This is a genomic window from Rhodococcus sp. 06-470-2, assembly GCF_002258235.1.
In the GTDB taxonomy this organism is placed as follows: Bacteria; Actinomycetota; Actinomycetes; order Mycobacteriales; family Mycobacteriaceae; genus Rhodococcoides.
Genome location: NZ_NOYB01000031.1, coordinates 1 through 25,511, shown reverse-complemented (window position 1 = coordinate 25,511; position 25,511 = coordinate 1). Strand labels below are relative to the sequence as shown.

Annotated in this window: 20 protein-coding genes; 10 read left to right on the top strand and 10 right to left on the bottom strand. The window is 61.5% G+C overall.

From position 1 onward, the window contains the following. Window positions 1-14: 14 nt before the first annotated feature. The gene (locus CH276_RS14715) at window positions 15-704 is read right to left on the bottom strand and encodes a hypothetical protein (protein ID WP_094631413.1); all 690 of its coding nucleotides are present in this window, start codon (window positions 702-704) and stop codon (window positions 15-17) included. 604 nt (window positions 705-1,308) lie between these two features. On the opposite strand from CH276_RS14715, the gene CH276_RS14710 reads away from it, so the two are divergent. The 5 genes from CH276_RS14710 to CH276_RS14690 all read left to right on the top strand — a co-directional run bounded on the left by CH276_RS14710 (window position 1,309) and on the right by CH276_RS14690 (window position 11,680). Next, window positions 1,309-4,575 carry a hypothetical protein gene (locus CH276_RS14710; RefSeq protein WP_094631412.1) on the top strand — a complete coding sequence of 1,089 codons (3,267 nt, stop codon included), beginning with the start codon at window positions 1,309-1,311 and terminating at the stop codon, window positions 4,573-4,575. Window positions 4,576-4,988: 413 nt separating this feature from the next. Continuing rightward, window positions 4,989-6,833: a hypothetical protein gene (locus tag CH276_RS14705; RefSeq protein ID WP_254924331.1), complete on the top strand. Its 1,845-nt coding sequence runs from the start codon at window positions 4,989-4,991 to the stop codon at window positions 6,831-6,833. Between the two features lie 215 nt (window positions 6,834-7,048). Then, window positions 7,049-7,891, top strand: a complete 843-nt coding sequence (locus CH276_RS14700) for a hypothetical protein (protein WP_094631410.1) — start codon at window positions 7,049-7,051, stop codon at window positions 7,889-7,891. A 553-nt stretch (window positions 7,892-8,444) separates the two neighbouring features. After that, complete coding sequence (locus tag CH276_RS14695; RefSeq protein ID WP_217901416.1) at window positions 8,445-10,010, top strand: hypothetical protein; 1,566 nt, start codon at window positions 8,445-8,447, stop codon at window positions 10,008-10,010. Then, the gene (locus CH276_RS14690; protein ID WP_217901415.1) at window positions 10,007-11,680 is read left to right on the top strand and encodes a UvrD-helicase domain-containing protein; all 1,674 of its coding nucleotides are present in this window, start codon (window positions 10,007-10,009) and stop codon (window positions 11,678-11,680) included. The genes CH276_RS14695 and CH276_RS14690 overlap by 4 nt, the downstream gene beginning before the upstream one ends. A 1,054-nt stretch (window positions 11,681-12,734) precedes the next feature. Here CH276_RS14690 and CH276_RS14685 read toward each other — a convergent pair. Both CH276_RS14685 and CH276_RS14680 read right to left on the bottom strand, forming a co-directional pair. Beyond that, window positions 12,735-13,415, bottom strand: a complete 681-nt coding sequence (locus tag CH276_RS14685; RefSeq protein WP_094631408.1) for a DedA family protein — start codon at window positions 13,413-13,415, stop codon at window positions 12,735-12,737. After that, complete coding sequence (locus CH276_RS14680) at window positions 13,412-14,212, bottom strand: phosphatase PAP2 family protein (RefSeq protein WP_141214725.1); 801 nt, start codon at window positions 14,210-14,212, stop codon at window positions 13,412-13,414. The genes CH276_RS14685 and CH276_RS14680 overlap by 4 nt, the downstream gene beginning before the upstream one ends. A 122-nt stretch (window positions 14,213-14,334) precedes the next feature. On the opposite strand from CH276_RS14680, the gene CH276_RS14675 reads away from it, so the two are divergent. Then, window positions 14,335-15,006: a response regulator transcription factor gene (locus CH276_RS14675; RefSeq protein ID WP_032368258.1), complete on the top strand. Its 672-nt coding sequence runs from the start codon at window positions 14,335-14,337 to the stop codon at window positions 15,004-15,006. A gap of 5 nt (window positions 15,007-15,011) precedes the next feature. After that, window positions 15,012-16,421 (top strand): sensor histidine kinase, encoded by a 1,410-nt coding sequence (locus CH276_RS14670; RefSeq protein ID WP_094631406.1) that lies wholly within the window; start codon window positions 15,012-15,014, stop codon window positions 16,419-16,421. A 16-nt stretch (window positions 16,422-16,437) separates the two neighbouring features. Here the strand turns inward: CH276_RS14670 and CH276_RS14665 are convergent, their stop codons facing one another. The 5 genes from CH276_RS14665 to CH276_RS28510 form a co-directional block, all read right to left on the bottom strand. Continuing rightward, entirely contained in the window at window positions 16,438-16,677 is a 240-nt protein-coding gene (locus CH276_RS14665; RefSeq protein ID WP_094631405.1) for a ferredoxin, read from the bottom strand. Next, window positions 16,674-17,885, bottom strand: coding sequence for an NADH-ubiquinone oxidoreductase-F iron-sulfur binding region domain-containing protein (locus CH276_RS14660; RefSeq protein ID WP_094631404.1), 1,212 nt, complete (start codon window positions 17,883-17,885; stop codon window positions 16,674-16,676). Before CH276_RS14660 ends, CH276_RS14665 begins: the two co-directional genes overlap by 4 nt. After that, window positions 17,882-18,439, bottom strand: a complete 558-nt coding sequence (locus CH276_RS14655) for a ferric reductase-like transmembrane domain-containing protein (protein WP_032368256.1) — start codon at window positions 18,437-18,439, stop codon at window positions 17,882-17,884. Before CH276_RS14655 ends, CH276_RS14660 begins: the two co-directional genes overlap by 4 nt. Next, window positions 18,439-19,401 (bottom strand): FAD:protein FMN transferase, encoded by a 963-nt coding sequence (locus tag CH276_RS14650; protein WP_094631403.1) that lies wholly within the window; start codon window positions 19,399-19,401, stop codon window positions 18,439-18,441. Before CH276_RS14650 ends, CH276_RS14655 begins: the two co-directional genes overlap by 1 nt. A 259-nt stretch (window positions 19,402-19,660) precedes the next feature. After that, on the bottom strand, window positions 19,661-19,831 hold the full coding sequence (locus tag CH276_RS28510) for a hypothetical protein (RefSeq protein ID WP_176459256.1): 171 nt from the start codon (window positions 19,829-19,831) through the stop codon (window positions 19,661-19,663). Window positions 19,832-19,929: 98 nt separating this feature from the next. On the opposite strand from CH276_RS28510, the gene CH276_RS14640 reads away from it, so the two are divergent. Further along, entirely contained in the window at window positions 19,930-20,676 is a 747-nt protein-coding gene (locus CH276_RS14640) for an ABC transporter permease (RefSeq protein ID WP_094631402.1), read from the top strand. A gap of 81 nt (window positions 20,677-20,757) precedes the next feature. Further along, window positions 20,758-22,008 carry a COG4705 family protein gene (locus tag CH276_RS14635; RefSeq protein WP_094631431.1) on the top strand — a complete coding sequence of 417 codons (1,251 nt, stop codon included), beginning with the start codon at window positions 20,758-20,760 and terminating at the stop codon, window positions 22,006-22,008. A gap of 96 nt (window positions 22,009-22,104) precedes the next feature. On the opposite strand, the gene CH276_RS14630 is transcribed toward CH276_RS14635, so the two are convergent. Beyond that, window positions 22,105-22,785, bottom strand: coding sequence for a HemK2/MTQ2 family protein methyltransferase (locus CH276_RS14630; protein ID WP_032368252.1), 681 nt, complete (start codon window positions 22,783-22,785; stop codon window positions 22,105-22,107). A 1,157-nt stretch (window positions 22,786-23,942) separates the two neighbouring features. On the opposite strand from CH276_RS14630, the gene CH276_RS14625 reads away from it, so the two are divergent. Then, window positions 23,943-24,500, top strand: a complete 558-nt coding sequence (locus CH276_RS14625) for a hypothetical protein (protein WP_141214723.1) — start codon at window positions 23,943-23,945, stop codon at window positions 24,498-24,500. Window positions 24,501-24,670: 170 nt separating this feature from the next. Here the strand turns inward: CH276_RS14625 and CH276_RS14620 are convergent, their stop codons facing one another. Next, a complete protein-coding gene (locus CH276_RS14620; RefSeq protein ID WP_094631400.1) occupies window positions 24,671-25,171 on the bottom strand; it encodes a hypothetical protein in 501 nt (166 codons plus the stop codon). Between the last annotated feature and the right edge of the window lie 340 nt (window positions 25,172-25,511).

Genomic DNA, 25,511 nt, shown 5'->3' with positions numbered 1-25,511 from the left:
AGGCGGCTGCCGACTCACATGACGTGTTTTCCGGCACTCGGTGATGGCTGAATGGCTGTCGGATCGGCAGACACGTCATAAATTAAGCGAAAATCTTTGATGAGCGACCCCATCTCGTCGTTCGTGATACTGATCGCGGGGCGTCTTGCGCGGAGATGGCGGACCAGCTCCGTTGTCGGCCAATGTAATTCCTCGTAGAAGCTCTCGAAGGATTTTCCGCTCCGAATAACGTACTCGCGTGCCTGTGAAGGCCAATCGTCGTCGTTGCGGCGAAGCATGTCGATGGCGACATCCACGTCACCGACGTGGGTGCGACCCGGGTCAAGATAGCTGCCGAATACGTAAAGCCGATTCACAGTTAGCAGCTTGGTCGGGTCGGCGTTGTATTGACCGGCGCGGTCCACGATTTCGTTCACGTATTTGTCCGCTGTCCCGCGGGTGATTGGTCGGGAGAAAGAAGCCTGCGCCAGGGCGTTGCCTTGAGTTGTAGTGACCCAGAAGTCCTCTCCGTCGGTGGTCGCGCCGGATCGTTCAAGATAGCCGGCAGCGGCCAGGGCGTGGAGGGCGGACATGGCTTCTGCGTCGGTGATGCCTAAGACCTCGGCAGCGACCCCGATGACGTGGGGAATCCGGTACCAGCGTGCCAAGGTACGGGCTGTCGTGGCAGGCAGTTCGGCGATCTCCTCGTCTTTGCTGATGCGCACCCGATCATCTTTTCATACCGCGTTGCACTTGAAACGCTACGAGCGACCAACCTTGACGTTGCACTACCGGATGCGAACCATGACTACTGCCCGGCCTGTGCCACACGTGTGCGTTGTGTGGTGGCTTGGATACGAGTTACTCATCAGTGCAACGTATTTGATGGCTATGGTCGGTTGTGTTCGCGTGAGTTCGTTGACTAAAGCCCGACGCACTGCTCAGGGTGCAATACTTGGCGCAGCTGGTTGACGGCTCAAGCGACTGCATCGTGCAGTAGGTACGGAGTAGGCGGGCGGGGTCTGCTGTCGTCGCTGGTGTGACCAGTGCACAGTCATGAACGTCGAATATAAGGAAGTGTCTGTGAACCTGTACGAGCGCATCGCCTCATCTTTGGCAGACACGTCTGTGCGGATCAATGCCACTGTCTTCGAGGAATGCGCTACTAGCCTGTTGAGTGTGACGTACCCGAACATGGTTCCGGTGCGTGGGGGATCCGATTCTGGTCGTGACGCTGATCTAATCCAGTCGCCTGGTGTGGACCCGGTACGGATGGCAATCACGTCATCACGAACAGAGAATGGCGCTAGGTCTAACCTTCGGACCGCGATGAATTCACTCACCGAGCATGGTCTTCCCGGGGAGTGGCTGGTATCTGTCAGTTTGGCAGAGCTCAACGAGTCGAAACGTCGCAAACTCTACGAACTCGCGGAGGACCTCGGATACCGCTTGCACGCGATCGTGGATCGGAGCTTCTTCGCCGACAGACTTCTCGCAAACGGTGAGTGGCGGAAGAAACTACTCCGCCTGCGTGGTGGTCCATTCTCCCTTTCCCGAGTACCCGCGTCGATCACGTTTGGCGCGTCTGCGCCGAGCCTCATCGGACGGGATGGTGTGCTGGAACAGCTTCAATCGCTGACGAGTGACATTGTCGTGTGGGGTCTGCCAGGAGTGGGAAAGTCCGCTCTGCTGAGCAATATAGACGAACTGTACTTCGTCGAAGGCATACCCAACGACGAGCAACTGATGGCAGACATACTGGAGACGCAGCCGTCCTACGTAGTGGTCGACGATGCCAGGCGGAGGTTGGCTGTGCTCGAGCAGCTCACCGTGATCCGCAGGCAGGAGCAGCTCGCCTTCGCGCTAATCGGCGTCTGCTGGCCTCACGAACGAGATGAGGTCGGTGCGGCGCTTCCGGATCGGGTGGAGTTCGAAGTCGAGCCGTTGGTTCGACCGGACATCGCGAGGATCGTTCGCAACCGTGGAATCGAAGGCGAGATCGAACTGGCGCGGATCTTGGACCAAGCGCAAGGTCGTCCGGGATGGGCTGTCTACCTCGCGGATCTGACACGCACAGACGTCGGGTTGCCGGACGTGTACAGAGGTACTGCGCTTCATGCCCGCGTCCTCACCTACCTGGAGCGCGCGGGTCTACGAACCGCGGCCCGTGACATTCTCGCGCTGATCGCTCTACTCGGCACACTGCGGGACTCGGAAATTTCAGAGCTTGCCGGACAGCTGGGGCACTCGAGGGCAGTAGTGACACAGGCAATCAACGAAGTCGCTGTCGGAGGGTTGCTGGACGTGGACCACCACTTTGGCTCAGGAGGCGAGTACGAGAACGTTTACAAGGTTGCCCCGGAAATACTCGCTGTTCCCATTACCGTGGAGTATTTCTTCTCTGGCATCACCCCCGTGATTCCAGTGAGCGAACTCTTCGAATCATGGCCCCACAAACGACTCGAGATCGCCCACGCGGTCGCAAGGTGCGCGGTAGCGGAGGCACCCAACGCAAACCTGACCGCGCACAGACTCTTCGACCTGGTTATCGACGATGTCGAGGTCGCTGGCGCACGTGAACCTTTGCTGCAACAGTTCTTGCACCTTGGCCCGGCGGAAGCAAAACTAGTCGTGGATCGGGCCGTTGCGAACTGGCGCGCTAGTGTGGGCGATTCGGCATACGTCACAAGCGCCGCCCTCGACGTAGTGACCAGGTCACTAGGCGCGGCGATAGCGCATCTGCACGTATTCGAGGTCGCGGTTGTGGCCGCCGATGTCGCCTGTCAGATTCGCCAGTCAGGTGGAGATCCGAAGTCCTTCTGGACGAGCGTCGTCGACAATGTGCGTGGATTCGGTCCCGAGGGCACCATTCAGATAGGTCTACTCGCAGAGATGTGGTTGCGGATCCAGAGATGGACAGAAGACGACGGCAGAGTGTCTGAACGCACCTCGGTCGCGGTATCGGCTCTACGCCAGTTGCTTCGTCCGACGTTGGATGCGAGTTGGATGAGCGCCGAAGACCTCAATGTAGCTCGAATGGTCAGTGCGACTTTGCCTGCACACGCGATGTCGACGCTCATGGACCGAGTATGGGAGCCATTCGGAGCCGAACCGAGCAACCTCACGCGCTCTGACCTCAAGTCGCTCGTCGACCTGGCCAGCGAGTGGTCGCGTGTCGCGCGCGGGCTCGAATCGCATCCCGGCGCTCGCGTCTCCGCAGAAGAAGCATCTACTGCAACCAAAGTAGCGATCTCCATTGCGGATTACGTCGTGGACGCAAGCGCTGACTACCCCGGCCTTCGCGCTCAAGTACGCGCCCTTGCTGAGCCGTTGGGTAAGGACTACCCCGAGACGGACCCACTGCTCGCGTTCCTGTTCGAGGCACGGCCACCCGGATCGAACTGGAGGCAGTGGCGCGAACACATAGAAGAGGAAGCTCGTACGCACGTCGCCGCGTACCTTGTCCAAGACCCAAAAGTCTTGTGCGAGCGATTGGCACTACTCAAGCCCGAGTTCGACGGAACCGACTGGGGTGTCGCGAACCGTTCGTACACGGTATTCGCGGCGATCGCTCGCTCTGACGTCCGGTTAGTGCCCTGGCTAGAGGCCGCACGAACCCACGGGCTTTTACGCGAAGCGCACCCTGTGCTCAGTCGTGTACTCGATGATTACGCACTCGAAGACGACCTCTTCATCGAGTTGTTGGACGAGCCTGCCGTCCGCGGCGCTCTGGTGAATACTGCCTTGTCAGAGCGGCATGTCGATCGCTACTTCAACCTCGTCGAACCGAGAGTCACCCCGCAGGACATCGCTGAGCTCGAACTGGTAGTCCGTAGGAACGAACACGCGGAAAGTGCGATCAGGAGACTTCTAACGTCCGACAGGAAGGATCTCCGAGCAGCCACCGCAGCAGCATTGCTCGCTGCCAGCGACGATCAAGGCGCGTTTCTAACTCCAGGGCTCGAGCCGTTGTGGGTTTCGGCAATAGCGCAACTCGAACTGCCGATGAAATTCCATCTGTACGGGGATCACGAGTTCTTTGACAAGCTGCTCGTCAGGACTCCTCATGTGTATGAGGAGGTGTTCATCGGTGCGATGAGAAGGTCCTCTACGAGCGACATTTTTCACGTTCTAGACGCTTTCGATCATTCCGGTTACAAGCTGGACATCGACGCCAAGACCAGGATCCTCGAAGCGTGTCCTGTTGACTCAGCTCGACGCAGAGTGTTCTGGGCATTGAACGGTGGGGACAGCAATTGGGTAGCTCACCTCCTTGACACGCACGTCGTAGACACCGAGTTCGTTCTACACTCGGCCAACAGCATTGGGCCAGCAATACCAATCCACGACCTGGCCCGAATTCTAGTCCCGCGGGGAGTGGACCCCGGTCAGATAGCCACCTTGATAGAGCTTGGCACTCACTGGGGCGAACGCCACGAACGTATCGCCGGTCATCTCGAGCAGATGAAAGATTACGCACAGTCGCCCGATCCGTCGGTCTCCTCCGTCGGACGAGCAGGCATTGAAATATTCGCACCACAACTGGAGTCCGCCCGTCGCCAGCACAAGCGGATGATGATACGCGGGCGCCACTAGTTTCGGTAAGGCGCATCAACAAGAACGCCGACGACGAAAACTGTGGCAGCCGAATCTGTTCAGTGTGCGATTGGAGGGCCAAATCACCCAAGACCCGTCGATGAGGTTCGACGGCATTGTGGCATGTACGCCCACAGCATGTACCTGCCAACCGCGCGCAGCGATTCTGGCCCGGGAAGTGGGCTCCGGGCTGCAGGTATCCCAATGTGCTTGTCGTATGACTCATTTACGATCAGAACATGACTCGACTCGGCGGATTCCCAGAACACCGCCCCTCCGATCTCGACGCGTTATTCGAGTCCACGACTCCTACGTCGGGGGCCGAGGTGATACGGTCTTCGATCCCTCCTGGGCCTAAACGTGAAGCTCTGTTGAACGAGCTACTGGGCGCCTTGCAAGAACAATCAGGTGACATGACTGCGATGATTGACGAGCTCCGCGCACTCATGGCCGGTCGAAATCTCACCCAGCTCATCAATTCGGTAGTGGTACCAGCAATGACCGTTATTTACAGCAGCCAGAGTGTCGCTGACGGTGACACCACGTCTACGTGGGCTGCGAAGATCGAGTACTTAGTCGGCGTTGCGCTATCCATAGATCCCGCAGGGGAAGAGGGCACTCCCACTGAGGTCACGCGCCGCGTGACTCAACTGATCAGTGACATCTTCGAAGCCGATGAAGTTCGCATGGCCTCGAAGGCCATTGAGGACGCCGCCGACGGCGAAGAAGAGCGTGGATTCCTACTTCATCAGATGCGGTTGGATTATCAAGCTGATCGGATGCCCGGTTATGCGGCGCACCTCGAACATGTGGACGCCGAAGTGTCTGGGCGACACCGCGACTATTATTTGAACGGGCTCGGTTTCGACCCAGCTGACGTCATTCGTTGTACGCGACGTGTCGCCCGATCTGCGAACCAAACATTCTCGGACGGGCTCAACACTGTCGCTGACGCTTTGAACGGCGGCGGTTCGAAAGTTGAGGCGGGAGAAGCGATCCGTACAGCGTTCGACGCGATTACACTTTGGAATCCAGCCGATGTGGCGGAGAAAACTGGTATCGCTGTGGAGCAGGTTGCCGCCATGCTGGACTTCTTCTCGACGAAGTACGGTTGTCAACCTGAGTTCCGTTCGCCCAGTGACTTAAACCAAGCACGCACCCACCCCTGTATAGCGATCGACGAGGGCACCTACCTCGTTCCAGATCCGTGGGCGCTCTCGGCCGTCATCCACCACCGGCTTGCTGTGGAACCGAAGCGTGACGGCTACGACCCGGCGAAGTACTATAAACATCGACAGGACGGGCATGAGCGCATGGTTGCTGGCGCGCTGGAGAAAATATTTGGTGCTGCCAACGTCCACTCAGGGCGACACTACGACCTGGCCGCCGGTACTCACGGCGAGATCGATGCCCTCGTCTGTACAGAGTGGCCGCTGGTGGTGGAGGCCAAGGCTATTGCACTGACCGAACCTGGACGGCGCGGGGCTCCGCGCCGGGTAGACGCAAAGATCAAGACCATCCTTGGTAAAGCGCTCGAGCAGACTGACCGCGCCCTTACCTACATCCTGGATGAGGGAGGTCGATCGTTCGCGCCAACGGAGAACGGGCAGCCGGTCCAGCTACTTCCAGAGGAGCTCTCGGGCGGCACAGCGATCATCGTGACCTTCGAACGGATCGATCCGTTCTCCTTCAGTGGTCTTGCTGTCGCGGGTGGCACCAGACGCCCGACCTGGGTCGTCTCACTCACCGACCTTTTGATGGTGGTGGATTTGCTCGACAATCCCGCGGCGTTCCACCACTACGCTCGCATTCGAGCAGGCATGTACGCGGCGCAGGCTTCTTCGTCGACTGAGGCTGACGCCGTCGGCGCATACCTGCTCTCACGCTTGAGCATATTGGACTCCGCGGACGTCAACACGAGAATTCTCATTGGTTACTCCTGCGAAGAAATCAATGACTTCTACACACGGCAGGAATTCGGACTTTCGGCGAAGAAGCCCTCGACCGGCGTATCGGAAGACGTCGTCGGCGCTTTGACGGATGCGCTGAAGGAGCCCGGGTGGGTGACATTTGTCGATGTTGTAATGGTCGCCGACGCTTCTATCTGGAAGAAGTGGAAGAAATTCCGGAGACGGCATCAGAAAGGTGGTGTATTCACTCTTAGCGAGCAGGCATCTCTCGTCATATCGTCCTCGGCGAAGGCGGCGCTTGAACGCGTCGGCGACTTAGTTTCTATCAACTTCCCGGGGAGATCCTGATCGCACGACGGAACGAACGTGAACCGGAGTGATCGGCCGCACTTACAAAGGTCGATCGCCGGCGCTGCCATGAAGATCAACCGCATCACGTCACGTGTAGCACCTGTACATGCGGCCGACGATGGCCCTCAAGTGGTTCGGAACAGCAGTTGTGAGGGGGCATCGTATCGGCTTCGTCGGTAAGCTGAACGTCCAACGATTTGAGGAGTATCCGGGTGGACGAGCATCTTGAACGGCGAAAGTTTATGCGACGAGCCGTTGAGATGGGCAAGCAGAGCAAGTCAGAAGCCGGCAACAAGCCCGCAGTAGGTGTTGTGGTAGTCCGAGACGGTCGGGTGCTGGGTGAATCGTTTCGAGGTGAGACCGGCGAGGGTCGCCACGCCGAGTACGGTTTGCTCGAGCGGCTCAGCGGAGAGGGCGTTGACTTGAGCGGGTCAACCGTCTACACCACGTTGGAACCGTGCTCACGTCGCAACGACCCGAAGAAGCCATGCGCGACTCACCTGATTAATCATGGCGTGAGTGCAGTCTACGTAGGGATCTACGATCCGAACCCAAAGATTTATCGTGAGGGTTGGAAAATGTTACGCGATGCGGAAATCTCGATGAAGGATTTCGACGAGGACTTCCGTGAGCAGATTGCAAAAGACAACAGCAGTTTCATCGATCAGTACAAGATCGCTATTGGTCAGCGCGGTAGCGCTTCGTTCGACTATTCAATTGGAGACGGCAGCTTCAGCGTCGAACACGGGAATCTAAAATTTAGATTTAGGTTGACGCGATGCGGTCATGACAGCGTGTACGCCCTCGATCACACCAGTTACGTTGCTGATATGCGATTCGCAAAGGAATTCAATGAGATTGATGATCCAGGTGCGTATGATTGGAGCCACTACTCGCGTAAAGTTGCAGTCGGAAACATTGCTGCCGTGAGATCCCAAGGCGGATTTCTACTGCTTAGAGTTACTGATGTCCGAGACCGCGAGCGTGGCGCAGATCGTACGGAGGTCGCGTTCGACTTTGAAGTCCGCCTGGGGCGTGTCATCCCAACTCTGTGATAGGTAAAAATTCACCCCAACGCGTAGCTGCGTTGGGCACGTTGCTGCCTACACTGCACACTTCTGTAGTTAAAGAAAAACGCACGTCCACCACCACGGCTTGCTCGGGGTTGTTACCGTCTTATCGGCGTGGGGGTCAAAGAGCACTTGCGTCGACACGGCAGACCAGGAGGGCAATGTGCGCGTCTCGCGCCTGCGGCTGAAAGACTTCCGCGGTTGGGCAGAGCTGGATCTTCGACCCGAGAAACATGTGGTGCTTGCAGGCGTGCCTCGATCGGGCCGTACCGATGTGATCGCCGCACTAGCGAGACTTCTAGATCCCGCGTACATCCGCGTGCAGCCGTCGCTCACCGACATCCGACGGCATAGGAATGGCACCTCGACGAATGTAAGTGACGCATCCACGTTGGATGACTCTGGTGCACCGAACTCGCCGTGCGAGGACCAGCCCGCCGAAGACGCGTGCACGACGGACGGCTCTAGTGCGCCGACCCCGCCACCCGAGAATCAGCCCGTCGACGTGCTGGCAGCTGGACCGGCCGGCGGGACTAGTGTGGATGAACCAACCCTGGCTCCCTACGCCGAAGTCGAGGTGACCCTGGTGGACCTCGATCCAGAGCTAGAACAGTTGTGCGATGGGTTCCTTGAACCGCTCGACGGCGACCAGATCGACAACACCGGAAACGCGGCGTTCGACGCAAAGCTTGGGGTGCGGCTCAGCTATCGGGTCACCTACGATCCGAAAGCCGACTCTCTTGAGCACGTTGTGTACTTTCCGGCACGTAGCAACCCCGCAGTAGCGCAGTACGCGAAGGTCCCTGTTGCGACCCGGCGGGTCCTTCCTGTCATCGTCCTGTCAATGCAGCGCCCGCTTCAATTGAGAGCTGAAGGTGCGCTGCGACGGCTTGTTATCGAAAGGAACGCCGAAGGGGCGTCCGAAGCGTTCCGAACGCTTGAGAAGTCGGTAGCCACCGCGACAGCAGCACTCGCGCGGCACCCCACCATCTCGGCGACCGTAGACGACGTATTGAAGGTCGGGGAACTCTCTCACCATCTAACTGGGACGCCGATTACGGCCGACGCTGTGCGGTTTCAACCGGAGGACGGCTCATTGTCAGCCTTGCTGCGCACCGTGCAACCAGCGCTGGAACTCGACGACGCGGGCTTGCTAGGCCTGTCAAACCACGGATCAACGACGTCGGCGGTCTTGGCTGCGGCCGAGGCGCTGCTGCTCGCCACCACTACTGACCGCCCAATTGTGCTCGGCGACGACTTCGGCGATGGACTGGACGCGGCCACCTCCGAACATTTGGCCGCGTCGTTGCGCGCCGCCGCCGCGCAGGTGTGGGTGTCCACGCGGCGGCCTGAGGTGGCACGAGCGTTCGCTCCTGCCGAGCTGGTGCGGCTCGCGCGCCTCCGAGGCATTCGAAGCCACCACCAGCTTGCGGTGCCGAGCGACCGGAAGGAAATTGCGGTGCGGCGCCTAGTGCACACTCAGCTGCTACCCGCTCTCACGGCGCCGGTAGTTGCGATCGTGGAGGGCCCACACGACCTGACAACCTTCAGCGCGGCTGACCGCTACCCGGGAACCGCCCGCTCGCCTCTCGCGGCGATGGGCGTGCGCCTTATATCGGCGGACAACGGCTCCGGCGGCGGAACCGGTCAGATCCCGCGCGTAGCGAATCTTGCGCGTTTACTCGGGTTTCGCGTCATCGCGCTCATCGATCGCGATCCGGACAAGACTTCGGCGACGGTGCTGGCAGACATCGAGGCCGCGTGTGACGCGGTGGTCCGGCTTCCTCTCAAGACCGCGATCGAGCAGGCGTTGCAGTCGGGCGTCAATGTCGTCCACCTCCGTGCCGCCTCAGGGGTGCTGCCTGCGTATGGAATCCCCGATCCGTCCGTGGGCACGTCTGATGACGATGTGCCTGGCGTTGTATCGACAGTCCTGCACAAAAAAGGCTTACATGAGCAGTTCCTGGACGCCGTCGTCGAAAGTGCGGGCGCGCTGCCCCCTGTCATCGAGGAAGCTCTCGCGACCGTAGGCCTTGTAGCGTCCGCCGCGTACGCCGGTCCTCGCCGTATCGATTTGTTGACCCCCACCGCGACGGTGGCATGAGCAGCGAAGTGACTTTCACCCCAGTCGGAACGCAGATCGACGTAATCAAGTCGGTGGCCACGGTAACCGTCGTGCTCGGGGGAGCCGGCACAGGCAAGACGACGACGGCGGCTGCGGCGGCCGCGGATTTCATCCGTTCAAACGACGCGTCGCACGACGCGCAGCGCCACAGAATGTTGACCGAGAAAGTAGCGACGCCGTTGCCGTCCCGGGCCCGGGTGCTCCTCATCTCCTTCTCGCGGACCGCAGTGGCTCAGGTCGTCGAGCGCGCAGGGCTCGTGGTGGGGCCGTTGCTCAACCGCATGGACATGGTCACCTTCCACGGTTTCGCTTGGCGCATCGTGAACGACTGGGGCCCGGCATACGGCCATCCTCCGCCGATACGGATCCAGTCGGAGGCAGAACACCGAGTGCAGGGCTCCGTTCCCGACAGTCTGCGCTACGCGGAACTAATCCCGATGGCACTCGACATCCTCAATAATGACGCGGTATCCGACTACTACCGCCGTCGCTATGCCTTGGTGATCTGCGACGAGTTTCAGGACACCAGCAACGAAGAGTGGCAGTTCATGCAGGCCATCGCGCCGACGTCGCGCCGGATCCTGCTCGGCGACGTCAATCAATGCATCTACGCCAAGATGAAGAGGATCGACCCTGACCTCCGTGTGGCGGACGCCCTACGGCTTCCCGGCTCGGTTCCTATCTACCTGCCGGTCACCAGCCATCGCGACACGACAGGCGTGCTGCCTGCGGCGGCCGACGCAGCGCGCGAACGCCGATTCAACGACGCAGCGTTCGTGAGTGCCGTAAAGGGCAGGCGTCTTGTCGTCACGCGGATTGGGGGCAGGGCCCCGTACGAGACCCCAATCAAGATAATCGCCGCGGAACGCGCGGAGCAGCACACGGTGAGTGTGTTCACCCACACCAACGCAGCGACAACCGAACTGTCTGACGTTCTGACCGAAAGCGGAGTGCGGCACGAGCAGGTTGGTCTTTCCGAGGCGTACGCGGAGGCGTTGAACGCGCAAGCGGCTATGCTCCGCTACGCTTTGCACGGCGTACCCGGTCGATCGGCCTTCGCGGTCTACGTCGCTGCGAATTACCGGGCGCACACGCCGTTGGTTCAGGACATAGTGCAGAAGACGAACCCGGTATTCGAACGCGCCCTGTCGTATGTGGCCAATGATCTTCTCGCAGCGTCGAACCCGTTGGATGTCGACAGGCTTGCCGACGTCGTCTCGGGTGCTTACTCGCGCCTAGGAACGCGCCGCGGCCAGGAGACATGGACCCTAGCGGCCCGTCGTACCCGGGCAGCGTTACGGCACCTTCGCGACGGCGGGCCATTCAGCGTGGTCGAAGCGGAATTGGAGCGGTATCGCCACTCCACGCTGGTGGGAAACGGAGGATTGCGACCGCACCCGGTGCAGGTCATGAATTTGCATCAAACCAAGGGGAGGGAGGCCGACGTAACGATCCTGCTCTTGCAGGACGATGAGTACCACGGCAACGAGGGACACCCGTACCCAACTTTGTCGCGTCTACTATACGTCGTACTCACCAGGGCACGTCGGCGCGCACATATTGTGGTTCCTGACCGAGTGCACCCGCTGTGGTCGCCGATCGTCGATACTTATGACAGGTTGATCGAGGAGACGACTTTAGGCAGTTGAGGCGCTGCACGCTGCAACTTGGGTCAATCTCTAATGAGTTTTGGCATCGGCTAACTTTCGATTGACTATCTATCTCAAACACAGCTCAAAATTTATGTGGTGTAATACGCGTCCGTCGCCCAAGCGTTGTCGCGAGCCGGCTATCGCTATCGTCGATCAAGTGAAAGGCGAGGCTACTGGTTGTGCTGCGCTGACCTTGAGCTGCGGGCAAGTTAGTCCCTCTTCAAGTGTGGCTGCCTTGAGAGTGGGTTGCTGGGTGTTCGCAAACCGCCGGTATGACCGCTGCCGACTGGTCCAGGCCGACAGCGTGATCGGCCGGTGTTGCACTTATTTTCCAGCTCATCACTTTCAGTCGTGGTGGAGTCGAATGGCCATGGCGGTCCGTTTACACGATGGTGGACCATGCGGGATTCCGATGGACTGAAAGCAGGTCGCCGGTGGTCATCTTTTACTCATCACTTTGGGTCGAACTCGCATGGACGCAGACGGACACAGGTGGTCACTCGATTCGCCGAACACCCTGCTCAGCGGGCCACCGATGGACGCGAGTGTATCCACTTGAATTGTTATCTCTTGTACAGCGGGTCCGGGGTTCGAATCCCTGATGGCGCACAAGAATGGCCCCTTGACCAGCGAAAATGTCGGTCAAGGGGTCATCTTTTTGCCTCGACGGATCAGGTCAACTCATCACTTTGCGGGCAAAGTGATGAGTGAATCATGGTGTGTTTTCCCAGGTCGCGTTCGATTTCGCGGCGGTCGTGATGATTCGAATCGCAAGACTGTGTGTCATGGAGTCAAATGAGTCGGTGGCGGTGCTTCCATGCCTGCTACCTGCGCATCTTGCTGATTTACGGGTTTCGGATCGTCGTCGGGGCGCGGCCACAGGGGAAGGTCATCACTTACTCATCACTTTGGGCCACCCATGCTCGGCCATGGGCCGCACTTGCGGGCTTCGGTTTGCCGGTGTGGTCAGCGGATGGAGAGGACCGACCCAGCGACCGCGGGGGAGTTTTCGGCGTGTGTCGCCTCGAAGCGTGTTCGCTGCCAGCTTCGTTCAGTGCCGGGCGGCGGAACTGGTATCGGGGTCGGGGCGGTGCCCGTGCCGAGGTGTTGTTCTGCGTGCTCTGGAACGGGAGCGCAGGTAGTTGATCGCGATCGGGAGTATCGACAGTGCGACGACTGCGATGAGAATGATCTCGATGTGGTTGCGCACGAACGGGATTCCGCCGAGTAGGTAGCCGAGCATCGGTACGCCGGCACCCCAGACGACGGCCCCGATGACGTTGTAGACGAGGAAGGTTCGGTATCTCATGCTCGACGCGCCGGCCATGACGGGTGCGAGTGTCCGGATGACGGGAACGAATCTGGCGAGTACGACAGTGCGTGCCCCGTAGGTGCCGAAGAACGACTGGGCGCGGGCAAGCTGCGCAGGGCCGAGCCGTTTGGCACCGGGTCGGTCGAGGACAGCAGGGCCGGCGGCGCGGCCGATCAGGTAGCCGCATTGATCGCCGAGAACGGCGGCGATCGGTGCGGACACCAGGATCACCCACAATGGAACGAACGGATCGGACTGCGCCACAAGCACTCCGGCGGTGAAGAGCAGAGAGTCGCCGGGGAGAAAGAACCCGATCAGCAGACCTGTCTCGACGAACAAGGCGACGAGCAGCCCGATCAACCCGAATGTCGCGACGAGCGTGCTCGGGTCGAGGACGCCGCCGGTCAATCCCGACGTCACAGCGAGATCCTGTTCATCAGCAGTCGAGGTGGCGTCGCGTCAAAGGCACCGGCGGAGTCGAGACGATGCAGTGCGTAGCTGCCCAGGGTGACCGCGCAGGCTGCGAGGAGCGCGCCGGCGAGAACGTCGGTGAGCCAGTGGACGCCGAGATACATCCGTGTGCACGCAACGGCAACGGTCACTGCCAGAGCGATCCCGAGGAGCAACGCTCGTACGCCTCTCGATCGATGTATTCCTGCGAGGAGGGCGAGCATGAGCGACAGGGCAGCGGTCCCGGTGACGTGCCCCGACGGAAACGAGAAATCGGTTTCGAGCATCAACTGGATCGACTGCGGCGGCCGCTCGCGTCCGACGACCAGTTTCACGATCGTGCACAGCATCGACGCCGAGGCGACGGTCGCCAGCATCACCAGCGCCGGGCCGTAGCGTTTGGTTCTCCACACGATAAGCACCGCGACCACGAGGCCCAACGCGGCGGTCTCGGCGGGGCCACCCGCTGTGGTGACGGCGAGGGCCAGATCATCGAGCGCGTGCGTTCGGTGATCGACGAACCAGGCCGCGACAGGTGCGTCGGCCTTGGTCAGCCATCCGTTGGTGTGGACTGCGACGGCGAGTACCACCACTGCGAAAGCGAAGCCGAGCGTGCCGAGGATCGTCGCTCCGGCATGGTCGGAGCGGATGCGGAGCATGATCCCGGCTGCGAGGAGGCCAACTGCGATCACCAACCCGGCGATCTCGACGTCGGCGGTGGCGGCTTCGGTGAGCGCTTCGGCGGCTGTTGCGTGAACGGCGGACATCGATGAGGAGAGGAGCACGCCGATCAGTGTGTAGAGCAGCTCCTGAAGAACCGCTGAGAGCGGCTCGTCGGTGCCTGAGTGGGTCTGTTGTACTTGCGTCACATATACGGACGGAGTTGTCGATGCGGGTTCTGGTGGTGGAGGACGAAGTGCGTCTGGCGGAAATGGTCCGCCGCGGTTTGGTAGCCGACGGGTTCACCGTCGAGGTCGAGCACGACGGTGACAACGGGTTCCACAGCGCCGCGACCGGCGAGTTCGACGTTCTTGTTCTCGATATCATGCTGCCGGGCAGACATGGGTACGACATCGTGCGCGATCTCCGCGCGCAGGGCGTGTGGACGCCGATTCTGATGCTCTCGGCCAAGGACGGTGAATACGATCTGGCCGACGCCTTCGATCTCGGAGCGGACGACTATCTGGTCAAACCGTTTTCCTTCGTCGTCCTGGTTGCTCGCCTACGCGCCCTGGTCCGACGGGGCGCTCCCGAACGCCCTTCCGTGCTCGCAGCCGGCGATCTCGAGTTGGATCCCGCACGTCACCGTGTCACCAGGGGCGGAACGGAACTGGCGCTGACCCCTCGTGAGTACAGCGTGCTCGAATTCCTGATGCGGCGCAGCGGCGTCGTGGTCACCAAGTCCGAGATCGTCCGGTCGGTGTGGGACGTCAACTACGACGGGGACGAGAACATCGTCGAGGTCTACATCGGGTATCTCCGGAAGAAGGTCGATCAGCCCTTCGGGCGCAAGAGCATCGAGACGATCCGCGGGGTCGGATACCGGCTGGCAGGAGACTGAGCGCCATGAGAGCTATCGGTACCTCCGTGGACCTTTTGCGGCCACGATCGTGGACGGTGCGGGTGCGATCCGCGGTCGCCTCGACCGTGGTCCTGGCCGTGTGCCTGATCGCGGCGGGTGGCGCATTGATCGGTATCCTCTACAGCTCACTCGAATCCTCCGCTCGCACGGCCGCTGACACCCGGGCCGTACAGGTCAGCGAGCAACTCGAGACCGATCGTCCCGCGCAAATCGACGAGTCGTCATTGGCAACAGACGGCCAGATCGGCATAGTGCAGGTCGTCGACGGGAGCGGGGCGGTAACGGCCTCCTCGCGGGCGGATGGCGGACGTCCATTGTCCACGGTCGAGGTCGCACCCTCGACCACTAGGGATCTCGGACGCATCGAACAGGCCGAAGACGGTGACTTCTGGGTCACAGCTCGCGGCGCGGAGACGGCGGCCGGGCCGGTGACGGTACTGGTCGGGGCCGACCGTGAGCCAGTGGAAAAAGTGGTGTCCACAGTCGCGATTCTGCTCGCCATCGTCGGTCCGGTAGTGGTCGCTTTGGTCGCGCTGGCGACATGCCGTCTCGTCGGTGCGGCGTTGAGCCCCGTCGAACGCATACGCACCCGCGTCGCCTCGATCTCGAACAAAGATCTGGGAGAACGTATCCCGGTGCCACAATCCCGCGACGAGATCGCGCGACTCGCAGTGACGATGAATCGGATGCTCGAGCGGCTCCAGGCCGGACAACGCGCGCAACAACGATTCGTCAGCGATGCCTCCCACGAGCTTCGTAGCCCGCTGTCAACCATTACTGCCGCTCTCGAGCTCGCCGCAGCAAGGCCGGAGCTGATCGATGCCTCGCTGATCGACGAATCGTTGTTGCCCGAAGCGCGTCGGATGCGCCGGCTGATCGAAGACCTTCTCCTGCTTGCTCGTTCGGACGAGAAGCAATCACCGCTCGGCGCGGTCGACGTCGACCTCGACGATGTGCTGTACGAGGAAGGCAAACGGATCGACGCAATGACGGATCTGACTGTGGGAACGTCGATCGTTCCGGTCCGGGTAACCGGAGATCAACCCGCGTTGGCGAGAATGGTGCGCAACGTTGTCGACAATGCTGTTCGGCACGCCGTCACTCGAATCGAATTGTCCTGCACACCGTCCGGAGGGTCCGCTGTCATCGTGATCGATGACGACGGCCCGGGGATCCCCGAACAACAGCGTGAACGAGTCTTCGATCGGTTCGTACGGTTGGATGCATCCCGCACACGCGACGAAGGCGGTGCCGGTCTCGGATTGGCCATCGTCGCCGGCACCGCCGCCGCCCACACAGGCTCGGTGACGGTTTCCCGTTCCCCGCTCGGAGGAGCACGCTTCGAGATCAGAATTCCGACGCATCAGCCCAGCGGATCGAAGGAACTCACCTGATATCGCCGAGATGGCTCTACGGTCTCGTTCGGTCCGGTGAGTGCAACGCCAATGCCATCCGCGGACACAGGTCGACGGCCTTGAGCGCATTACCCAGAGATCTCGAGGGGACGGTCGGATCAGGAGTTGCAGACAGCGGATATCCCCACTCGTCGCAGGACAGGATCTCGGGGAGCAGTTCGGTGCACAGGCCCCGGCCGTCGCAGCGCGTCCAGTCGATGTGAAGCCTGGACTCTGAAGTTCTGTCGAGTTTCACCAGGTTCTCCGCAGTCGCGCTGTTGCCTCGCAGCGGCCGGTGCTGTGCATGCGCACGTCGTCGGCGAATGCGGTCAAGGCCGACAGGACGAGCCGTACGGTTCCGTCGGGATGGTGGCATGCACCGCGCCCGTCGACGAGTCCGGCATAGCGGCGGATCTCGTGGATCGTCTGTTCACCGGGACGGTGGTAGGCGAGGTCGGCGAATTCCGACGCCAGCCGGGGAAGCCCGTTCAGGCAGGGCCCGCATTGCCCAGCGCTTTCCCGTGCAAGGTAGTCGACTATGTCGGCCGTGGCACGAAGACCGCAGGTGTCGACTGCCAGCGCGTGTACCACCCCCGCTCCCGGACTAGCGCCTATCGCGGCGAGAGATTCTCTCGAGAGGCGTCGCCCTGCGAGGTCCGCTCGGTTGATCCAGGTTCCGTGATAACCGCCGACCAGCACGGCGCGAGTGTTGTCCATGTCCGCTCGTCCGATATCGCCGACAACCCACTCGAGTGGGCTTCCGATCGGTACCTCGACAACGCCGGGGTTGTTCACTGCGCCGGACAACGTCACGAGCATCGTTCCAGGTTCGCTCGTAGTTCCTGACGATCGGAACCAGTCGACGCCGAATCGCGCAACGGTGGCGACGTGCGCGAGAGTTTCGACATTGTGCACGAGAGTCGGACGTCCCTTCATTCCCGATTTCGAAGACGATGCCAGTGAGGACCGCGGAATCGGTGGCTTGCCCTCGACCGCCGCGATCAGAGCCGTCTTCTCCCCGGAGACGAAGCGTCCGGCGGACACGACGACGTGGACGTCGGTGCGATCCCAACCACTGTGTCGCCGTTCGGTGATGGCGCTGCGCAACCGGTCGGTATTCGGGGCCGGTACGACAAGGAATGCGTCGGTCGCACCCACTGCTTCCGCGGCGATCGCCAGGCCGTCGAGAACGAGGTGTGGTGAATCGGATAGTAGGACAGCGTCTTTGCTGCTCATCGGTTCCCCCTCGGATCCGTTCGCAATCACTACGGGTCGGCGACCGGTGATGGCGGCCATCTTCGCCCCGGTAGAAAAACCTGCGCCACCGCGCCCGGCCAGGCCGGAACGTGAGATAGCCGTGATGACCGAATCGTCGCCGGCAGGCACCGGCCCGAACGTGTGCGCATGTCGGTCGAGGTCGAACCCGGCACCGGACAAAATGTGAGTGAGGCTGGAGGTCGTCATTGCTGTGCTCCTGCTCTGGAGTGGTGGAATTCGAGAAAATCGTGGCGGAGCCGGAACGTCGTCGCTGCCGTCACCAGTACCGCGCACCCTGCAGCAATGGAAAGGAACCATGCGTGTCCGACGTCCGTTCCGTTCCCCAGGGCGTGAGCGAGGGCAATCGGCCACAAGGCATACGCCGACCAGTGAACGACCCGAAATGTTCTGTGCCCCAATCGGTGCCTCAGCAGAGCAGTGGCGACGACAACGATGATCAGATCTACGGCGAGGGTGCCGAGCCCGAGCCAGAACGGCCGGTAGCGCCCGAGAAACGGGACCACTGAGTCGACGACGTTCAGCTGTGCGTAGGGATCGAAAAGCAGTGCACCCACATGAATCACGATGAGCAGCGACCCCAGTAGAGATGTGTTCTTGTGGAGTTCCACGACGCCGAATCGTGGCAACGTAAGAATCGGTCGCCCCGATCGCGTCACCGTTCCCGATGCCATGGAGAGGGTGAGTATCAACAACGCCGCGATGCCGGTTCCCCGTCCGAGTGCCCACAGTGCTTGATCCATCAGTCCTCCTCGGTGTTCGGATGTCCACTGTGGGAACTCTTCTCGAGCCATCCGGGTGTCACTGTCGTGTCACCGTCGGCATCGATCATTCGCGCGGGAAGGCCGATGTCTCTCAACCATCGCACGGCGGCCGAACCTTTCACGACGGCGGCGGTACTGGCCGTGTTGGCCAGAAAACAGCTCTGTGCGGCGACAGTGACTGTGCGCCAGATTGGTTCGACGGGGACCAAGAGCTGCGGATCGAGGATGTGATGTGCAGTCTTTCCGCCTTTCGACCATCGCCTCCGCTGGGTGCTCGACGTGGCAACTCCGACGCCGGACCCGATGGTGACGTTCGTCGAAGGTTGGTTGTCACCGTCGGCCACTCGAATCTGCCATCCCGTGCTCGGCGGCGGACCGCTCGTCGAGATGTCACCTCCGATAGACACGAGAACTCCGCAGCCCAGTTCGGACGCGACGAGTGCGGCACAGCGGTCGGCTGCCAGCGCTTTCGCGGTCGCTCCCAGATCGAGAACAACACCCTCCGGAACCGTGAGCATGCCGTCGTGCAGGGTCACCATTGTCCAGTCGGCGCGGCGTACGACGGAGACGGTTGCGGAGTAACCCCCGGTGGGTGGTTCGAGCAGTGAGAAGTCCCTGTCGTAACCCAGGTCGATCATCGCTGAGCCGAGCGTCGGGTCCACTGCACCGTCGGTGATGTCGGCTGCGTGCAGCGACGCGAGCACGAGGTCGGCGAGTACGGCACTGACGGGGGCGGGTCGGACATGTGATCCCGTCAGGTTCATGATTTCGGAATCGGGCCGGAACCTGCTGCATGCGTGGTCGACCGCGTCGAGTTCGCTGCGCACCAGCGACTCCGCGGCCTCGAGCGACCTCGGGTCGGTCACGACAAGATGAACGTCGGTGCTCCACATCTGCCAGCGGGACTCGGCTATCGAGTTCTTCTCGGCGACGACAGTCATGAGCCGTGGGTCGTGCTGTGTGGTGTTCCGGATCCCGATGAGACGCGCGGCGAGGTACCGAACGGGTTCGGGGACGAGGTGGTCCCATTGTCCGACTGCGTTGTCGAAGTCGTTTCCGAGACGCTCGCTGCGTTGGCTGTATCGGTGTTCTGAGTATCGAGGAATGCCAGTGCCGAGGTTCCGATCACGACGGCGACCCCGACTCCTGCCACTGCCGCAGTAGCGATACGTGCTCTGCGGAAGCCGGATTCCGGTGTAATCATGTGAGGCCTTTCCGAGGTCTGCCCGCGTGGTCGAGGGTCTCGAGATCCAGAGTGTGGGAGCTTCCTGGGACGACGCTGTTCGTTCGCTGCAACTCGGGTGCGAACGTCCAGAGAACACCCTGCGTGACCACGTGTTGTTCGGCGTACGTCGACCGCTGGATGGACATGGCTTCATGGTGCCCACCGGCCGCTGAAGAAGCGCTGAGAGTGGTTCTGTCCCCGCCCTGGTCTGAAACCGATACAGGCCACGCCACATACTCGACCGGTGAGTTCCTCCTTGGCCCAGCCTGGTCTGCCGCTCGTGGTTCTCTGCTGCGTGATGGTGACGCTCGCTGCGATCATCTATCGGGTCTCGTCGATCGGTCGAATGATCACCGCTCCCGCTGCTGCTCTGCGCGGCTTCGTTCAATTGGCGGCGATCTCGCTGATTCTCGCTGCGGCGCTCGAGCATCTGTGGTCGTCGTTGCTGGTGCTGCTGGTGATGTTCGGGGCTGCGGCGTTCACGTCGATTCGGCGTTCGGAGTCGGGGAGGTCCGGTATCTGGCTCGTGGTTCCCCTGGCGGTGGGTGTCGGGATCGTGGTCCCGTTGTGCTTGCTCACCGGTGTCGTTCCGGCGCAGGGCATCTCGATTGTTCCGGTCGGCGGAATCATCCTGGGCGGGACGATGACCGCAACATCACTGTCCGCGCGCCGCGCACTGGCCGCGTTGACCGACAGGCACGGAGAAGTGGAGGCGGCACTGAGCCTCGGAATGACCGAACGTGATGCGCGCGTGGAGGTGGTGCGGCCCACCGCGAACGACGCGCTGCTGCCGGGCCTGGATCAGACACGGACGGTGGGGCTGGTGACGTTGCCGGGTGCGTTCGTGGGCGTGTTGCTGGCCAGTGGTTCGGCCTTGCAGGCGGGGGCTGTACAGATTCTGGTGCTCGCCGGGTTGTTGCTTGCGCAGACCATCGCCGTCGCGCTGACCGTGGAACTGGTCGCGCGGGGATCGGTTCGCCGGGGGCCGTAGACGCGTGGTTCGGCGAGGTCGGCATCCACGGTGGGTGATCCTCAGCGGACCTTCAGCAACACGTGGGTACGGTCCCGGTTCATGAGCGATCTCACCGATTCCGAGCACCTGACGGTCCACCACCGGGCGCTGAGCAAGGTCCCCGAAATCACGGTCTGGTTCTGGGTCGTGAAGATTCTCTGCACCACGGTGGGGGAGAGTGTCGCGGACTGGGTGAACATGACCCTCGGTGTCGGACTGACCGCGACGGCGGGATTGTTCACCGCGATTCTCGTTGCGGTGCTTGCGGTTCAGATCTTGCTGTCGAAGTACGTACCGGCCGTGTACTGGCTGACGGTGGTGGTGCTCAGTGTCACGGGAACGCTGTACACCGACATCCTCACCGACAGTCGCGGTGTTCCGTTGCCGGTGAGCGTGTCGGTGTTCGCCGCGTTGTTGGCGGTGGTGTTCGGGGTGTGGTTCGTGCGGGAGCGGACCCTGTCGATCCACAGCATCGTGACCGTGCCCCGAGAGCTGTTCTACTGGTTGGCGATTCTGGTGACCTTCGCGCTCGGGACCGCGGCGGGCGATTGGACGCTGAGCATCACCGGGTGGGGCCCGGGCACGTCGGTACTTCTGCCCGCCGGCTTGATCGTGGCTGTCGTCGCCGGTTGGAGGCTCGGTGCGAACGCCGTGTTGGCGTTCTGGTTGGCCTATATCCTCACCCGTCCGCTGGGTGCGAACCTGGGAGACTGGTTCGCCCAACCGAGCACCGAGCACGGCCTCGGACTCGGCACATTCGTCACCAGTGTGGTGTTCCTGGTCGCGATCCTGGCTACGGTGCTGTACCTGACGCGAACGAAACGAGACGTGATCGGAAACCACCGTGTCGAGCCCGAACCGGTCGCCACAGACACGCGCCGTGAGCGCACGATGCTGGTCTATTTCGCGGCAGTCGCGGTTGCCACGGCGGGTCTTCTGTCGTGGGCGTCTGCGCAGCCACATACAGCGCCGGTAAGTGAGGCGGAGGGTTCGGGGGCTGCGATCACCGATCTCGCGCCGGGGGAGGCGATCGCGAAGTTCCCGCCGCAGCAGGTCACCGAGCTCCGCGCGATCGTCGACGACACTGCCTGGGCAGTTCGGTCCGGTCAGCAGGACGAGGCGAAAACTGCTGCGAAGAAACTCGAAACCACCTGGGACGACGATCAACCCACGTTGCAGCCGCTCGACGCTGCGGGGTGGACAGCACTCGACTCGCGTATCGACATCGTGCTCACCGCAATCCGGTCGAGCACCCCCGACCCTGGCGCGGAGACCGCTGCACTGACGGACCTCGCCGCCGCCCTGCAGTGACGAGACCACTCGCTCTGGTGCTCAGGGCCGGTTGCCCGTCGAACAGCGGCGGCGACGGACGTCGCAGGGTGAGTCATGTTCGCTCGAGGGGACGAATTAGGTACCAATGTTTTTCTGGGCCAATATCACTGCCAACTCTTCGATCCGGCATCCTGGCACGATGAGGCCGTTGGCCTCCAGCCACGCGGCGCGCGCTAGCAAGACCGGTCCGAATCCGATGGTTTGCCTGGCCACGATCGATGCTGTCAAGCCTCTTTCCTCCATCATCGCAAGCGACTTCGGAACGTCAGCGTGTTCGGAATGGACCAGTAGGAGGAACCCGTTGTCGGACAGTAGGTCTGGAGCCGCACGACACAGTGGATCCAGGAACGCTCGCCCGTCCACCCCTGCATCCCACGCCACCGAGGGGCCTTCGGTGGGTGGTAGGTGCGCACTCGGTACATACGGGGGATTGCACAGTACGACGTCGTAGGGGCCGTGTGTCAGTGCGACGGAGAGGTCGCCCTGACGCGCTTCGATATCGAGGCCGAGTCGCCGCGCGGCAGCCCTCGTCGATTCGACGGCTGCCGGTGAGATGTCCACTGCCAGTACTCGATGAGCCCCGAGCGTCGCGGCCGTCAGGGCTTGAATTCCAGACCCCGTACACAGGTCCAGTACCCGTGAGTTGTTCGGAATGCCGCGGGCAAGGACGGCTTCGGCAAGCATGTGCGAGTCGTGCTGCGGTTTGTACACCGTCCCGTGTCCGAGTAGGAGCGGGTCTGACGCTGTGGACTTCATGGTGGATCCCCCCTTCGAGCCGACGGCGACAGTGTCGTCGGGTTATGCAGCTACTCCCGTCGATTGGCCCCTGCCCGCGGCGAATGCGCGCATCGACGTTTACCGCCACCTTCATACTACCGGGCGTGTAGTAGTTGGTGTCGCCTCCAGGAGAGGGTGATCTATCGCCCGCAGCTCATGCAGCTGACTCGGTCTCTTTGCTATCGGCACTATGTCGCGTCGCAAATGTGCGAGTTATCGGTCCGTGCGGTTCAGCAGGTAGTCCCGAAGTACGTAGTTTCAGAAGGTTCCGAACTCATCACTTTGAAACATGGTGGAGTCGAACGTCCACGGCGGTCCGTTTAGACGGTGCAAGATCTTGCGGGACGTCAATGGACTGGGAGCGGGTTGCTGAAGGTCATCTTTTACTCATCACTTTGGGTCGAACTCGCATGAACACAGACGGACACAGGTGGTCACTCGATTCGCCGAACACCCAGCTCAGCGGGCCGATCGTGGACGTGAGTGCATCCACGTGAATTGTCATCTCTCGTACAGCGGGTCCGGGGTTCGAATCCCTGATGGCGCACAACAGGTGCCCTTGAACAGCATATTTGCTGTTCAAGGGCACTTTTTGTTGTCTGGTTATGTGTAGCCGACCGCAAGCTTCGCGAAAATCGCAACTCCCTGACCTGCGGGTTTTCAAGCGGCGGAGGACGTTTCAGAGACTTGACTCCCAATCGCAAATACCGGGAGTCAGGTCCCGGTTGCTATGCCGCTGACCTGCGAGTTGTGTGCCGGATTCGCACCGCCGGGTAGCTGATGGACGTCTGTGGATGCTCCAGTCATCACTTACTCATCTTTTTGAACCCTCGCAATCGAACGCAAGTGAACCGTGCAAGGCGGCGACTCACCCAGGTGGACCTACAGGCCGTTCGGACTACTCCCACCGATCCCGTCACGCCTGTGTGCGACAGAGTGAACCCGCCCGCGCCCGAACTCTGATTCGCCTGCCACCACGAAGGCAACAGCGCGGCAACTGACGAGGGCGAGCTGACCACGACGCCTCAGGCCGTGGCTTGTGGAGGAACGGCCGGGCGTGTTTACTGGCGCTCGGTGACCCCGCGTCCGTCGGCTTCGTCTGGCGGTCCTCCTAGTTCGCGGGTTTTCATATGTGGTTGCAAGAAGTAGAGGGTCGAGTCCTCGAACAATTCATCTACGACGGTGTCTCGCTGGCCGACGCGAACGCGATGCGTCGCTTACCGCCGGTGCACCGAGATCTGTTCGACGACTTTGTGTTTGCCGCCACGGCCGTAGTGGTGGGGGAAAGCGACTGGAGCAGATTTCCCATCGCTTGCTTGGGCTACATGTCGGCCGTGCACGGCGACCTCACGTTGGTGCCGCCATTGATACCTCCCGACATCGCCGACGTGGTGGCGGACGTGCTCTTACATTTCACACCGTTCAAATCCGGAGATGAGCGCGTTGCGGATGGGTCGCGCATCAACGAAGGACAGTACCGACTTGCGGAGGAATTGTTCATCCGTCTCGGGGGTGATCGTGGGGACGGCGCACGTACTGCCGGGGCGAGAGCACACAGCAGGATGATGTCCGCGCGTAGTGCAGATGCGTTCGTTCATCCTGTGATCGGGGCGCACATCTGGAGCGATGTTCTCGCCGCTCCGCGGGCATACCCGGGCAGCAGCCCCGAAGTCGTCGTTCTCGAACTCGTCTGAATGCCCTAGCGCAGAAACTATTCCAACCCGAGTTGGGGCCTTCGTATCCGTAAGCGCAGACAATAGACGATCGCGGCTGTCGCTGTCGTGGGCAATCAGCCACCGTCCCCACCCGACACCCACGTCCGTGTCGGTCTCCGGGTGGGGTGGGGTGATGAGGGTGTGGGCGGCTACGAGCTGCCGAACAGGTTCCCCATCTCCACGCTGCCGAAGAACCCGCCGCCGGGAGGCGGGGGCGTGACCAGGGTGACCGGTACGCCGTCACCGAGGTTGAATGAAGCGATAGGCGGGATATCGGGGGTCAGAGTAAGACCGGTATCGGAGTCTCTGCAGAGAGCGGCGACAAGGTAGTCACCGTCGGGCAGTGTCGTGGTGTAGGTAGCCGTCCCGCCCACGGCCGGGGCAAAGGATCCGCCCACAACCGGCACGAATTGCTGGTCGACGATCACCGTGGTCGCGGGGTCGTCGGTTACCCAGACTTCGCAGCCGAAGAGGACTCCGTCGGACTTGACGTTGGCGAACTGGACGGTGATGACATTGCCTTCGGCTGTCACCTCGGCGTTGCCTGCGAAAACGACGGCTCCAGCCAGGGCGGGGTTGGCAATCAGGGCAAGGGCGGTCGCGCCGGATACGGCAGCGGCGGCAGCCAGGCGGCGGGCGGCGAAATTCATCAGGGGCTCCTTGCTATGGGCGATCAAGACTGATCGGTTCGATGCTGTCACGGGGATTGGTGTCCAAGCGTGTCTTTGCCATAAACCCAATCCCGCGACGAACCGAATCGAGACGCTCGCCGATGACACCAGAAAGGCGGGAGCATGCAGTCGATTCTCCCTACCGGGTGGCCACGGCGGCAGAAGAATTCGTTCTTCGGATGGCTTTCGAGTACTGCATGAACTGGAGCTTGGTTGCACGGTATCGGTGTACACCCTCACGTGATGGTCCCCGTACAACCTCATATGTAGGTGCTCGGCGAGTCCTGTCGTAACTCGCCCACGACAAGGGCCACCCTTC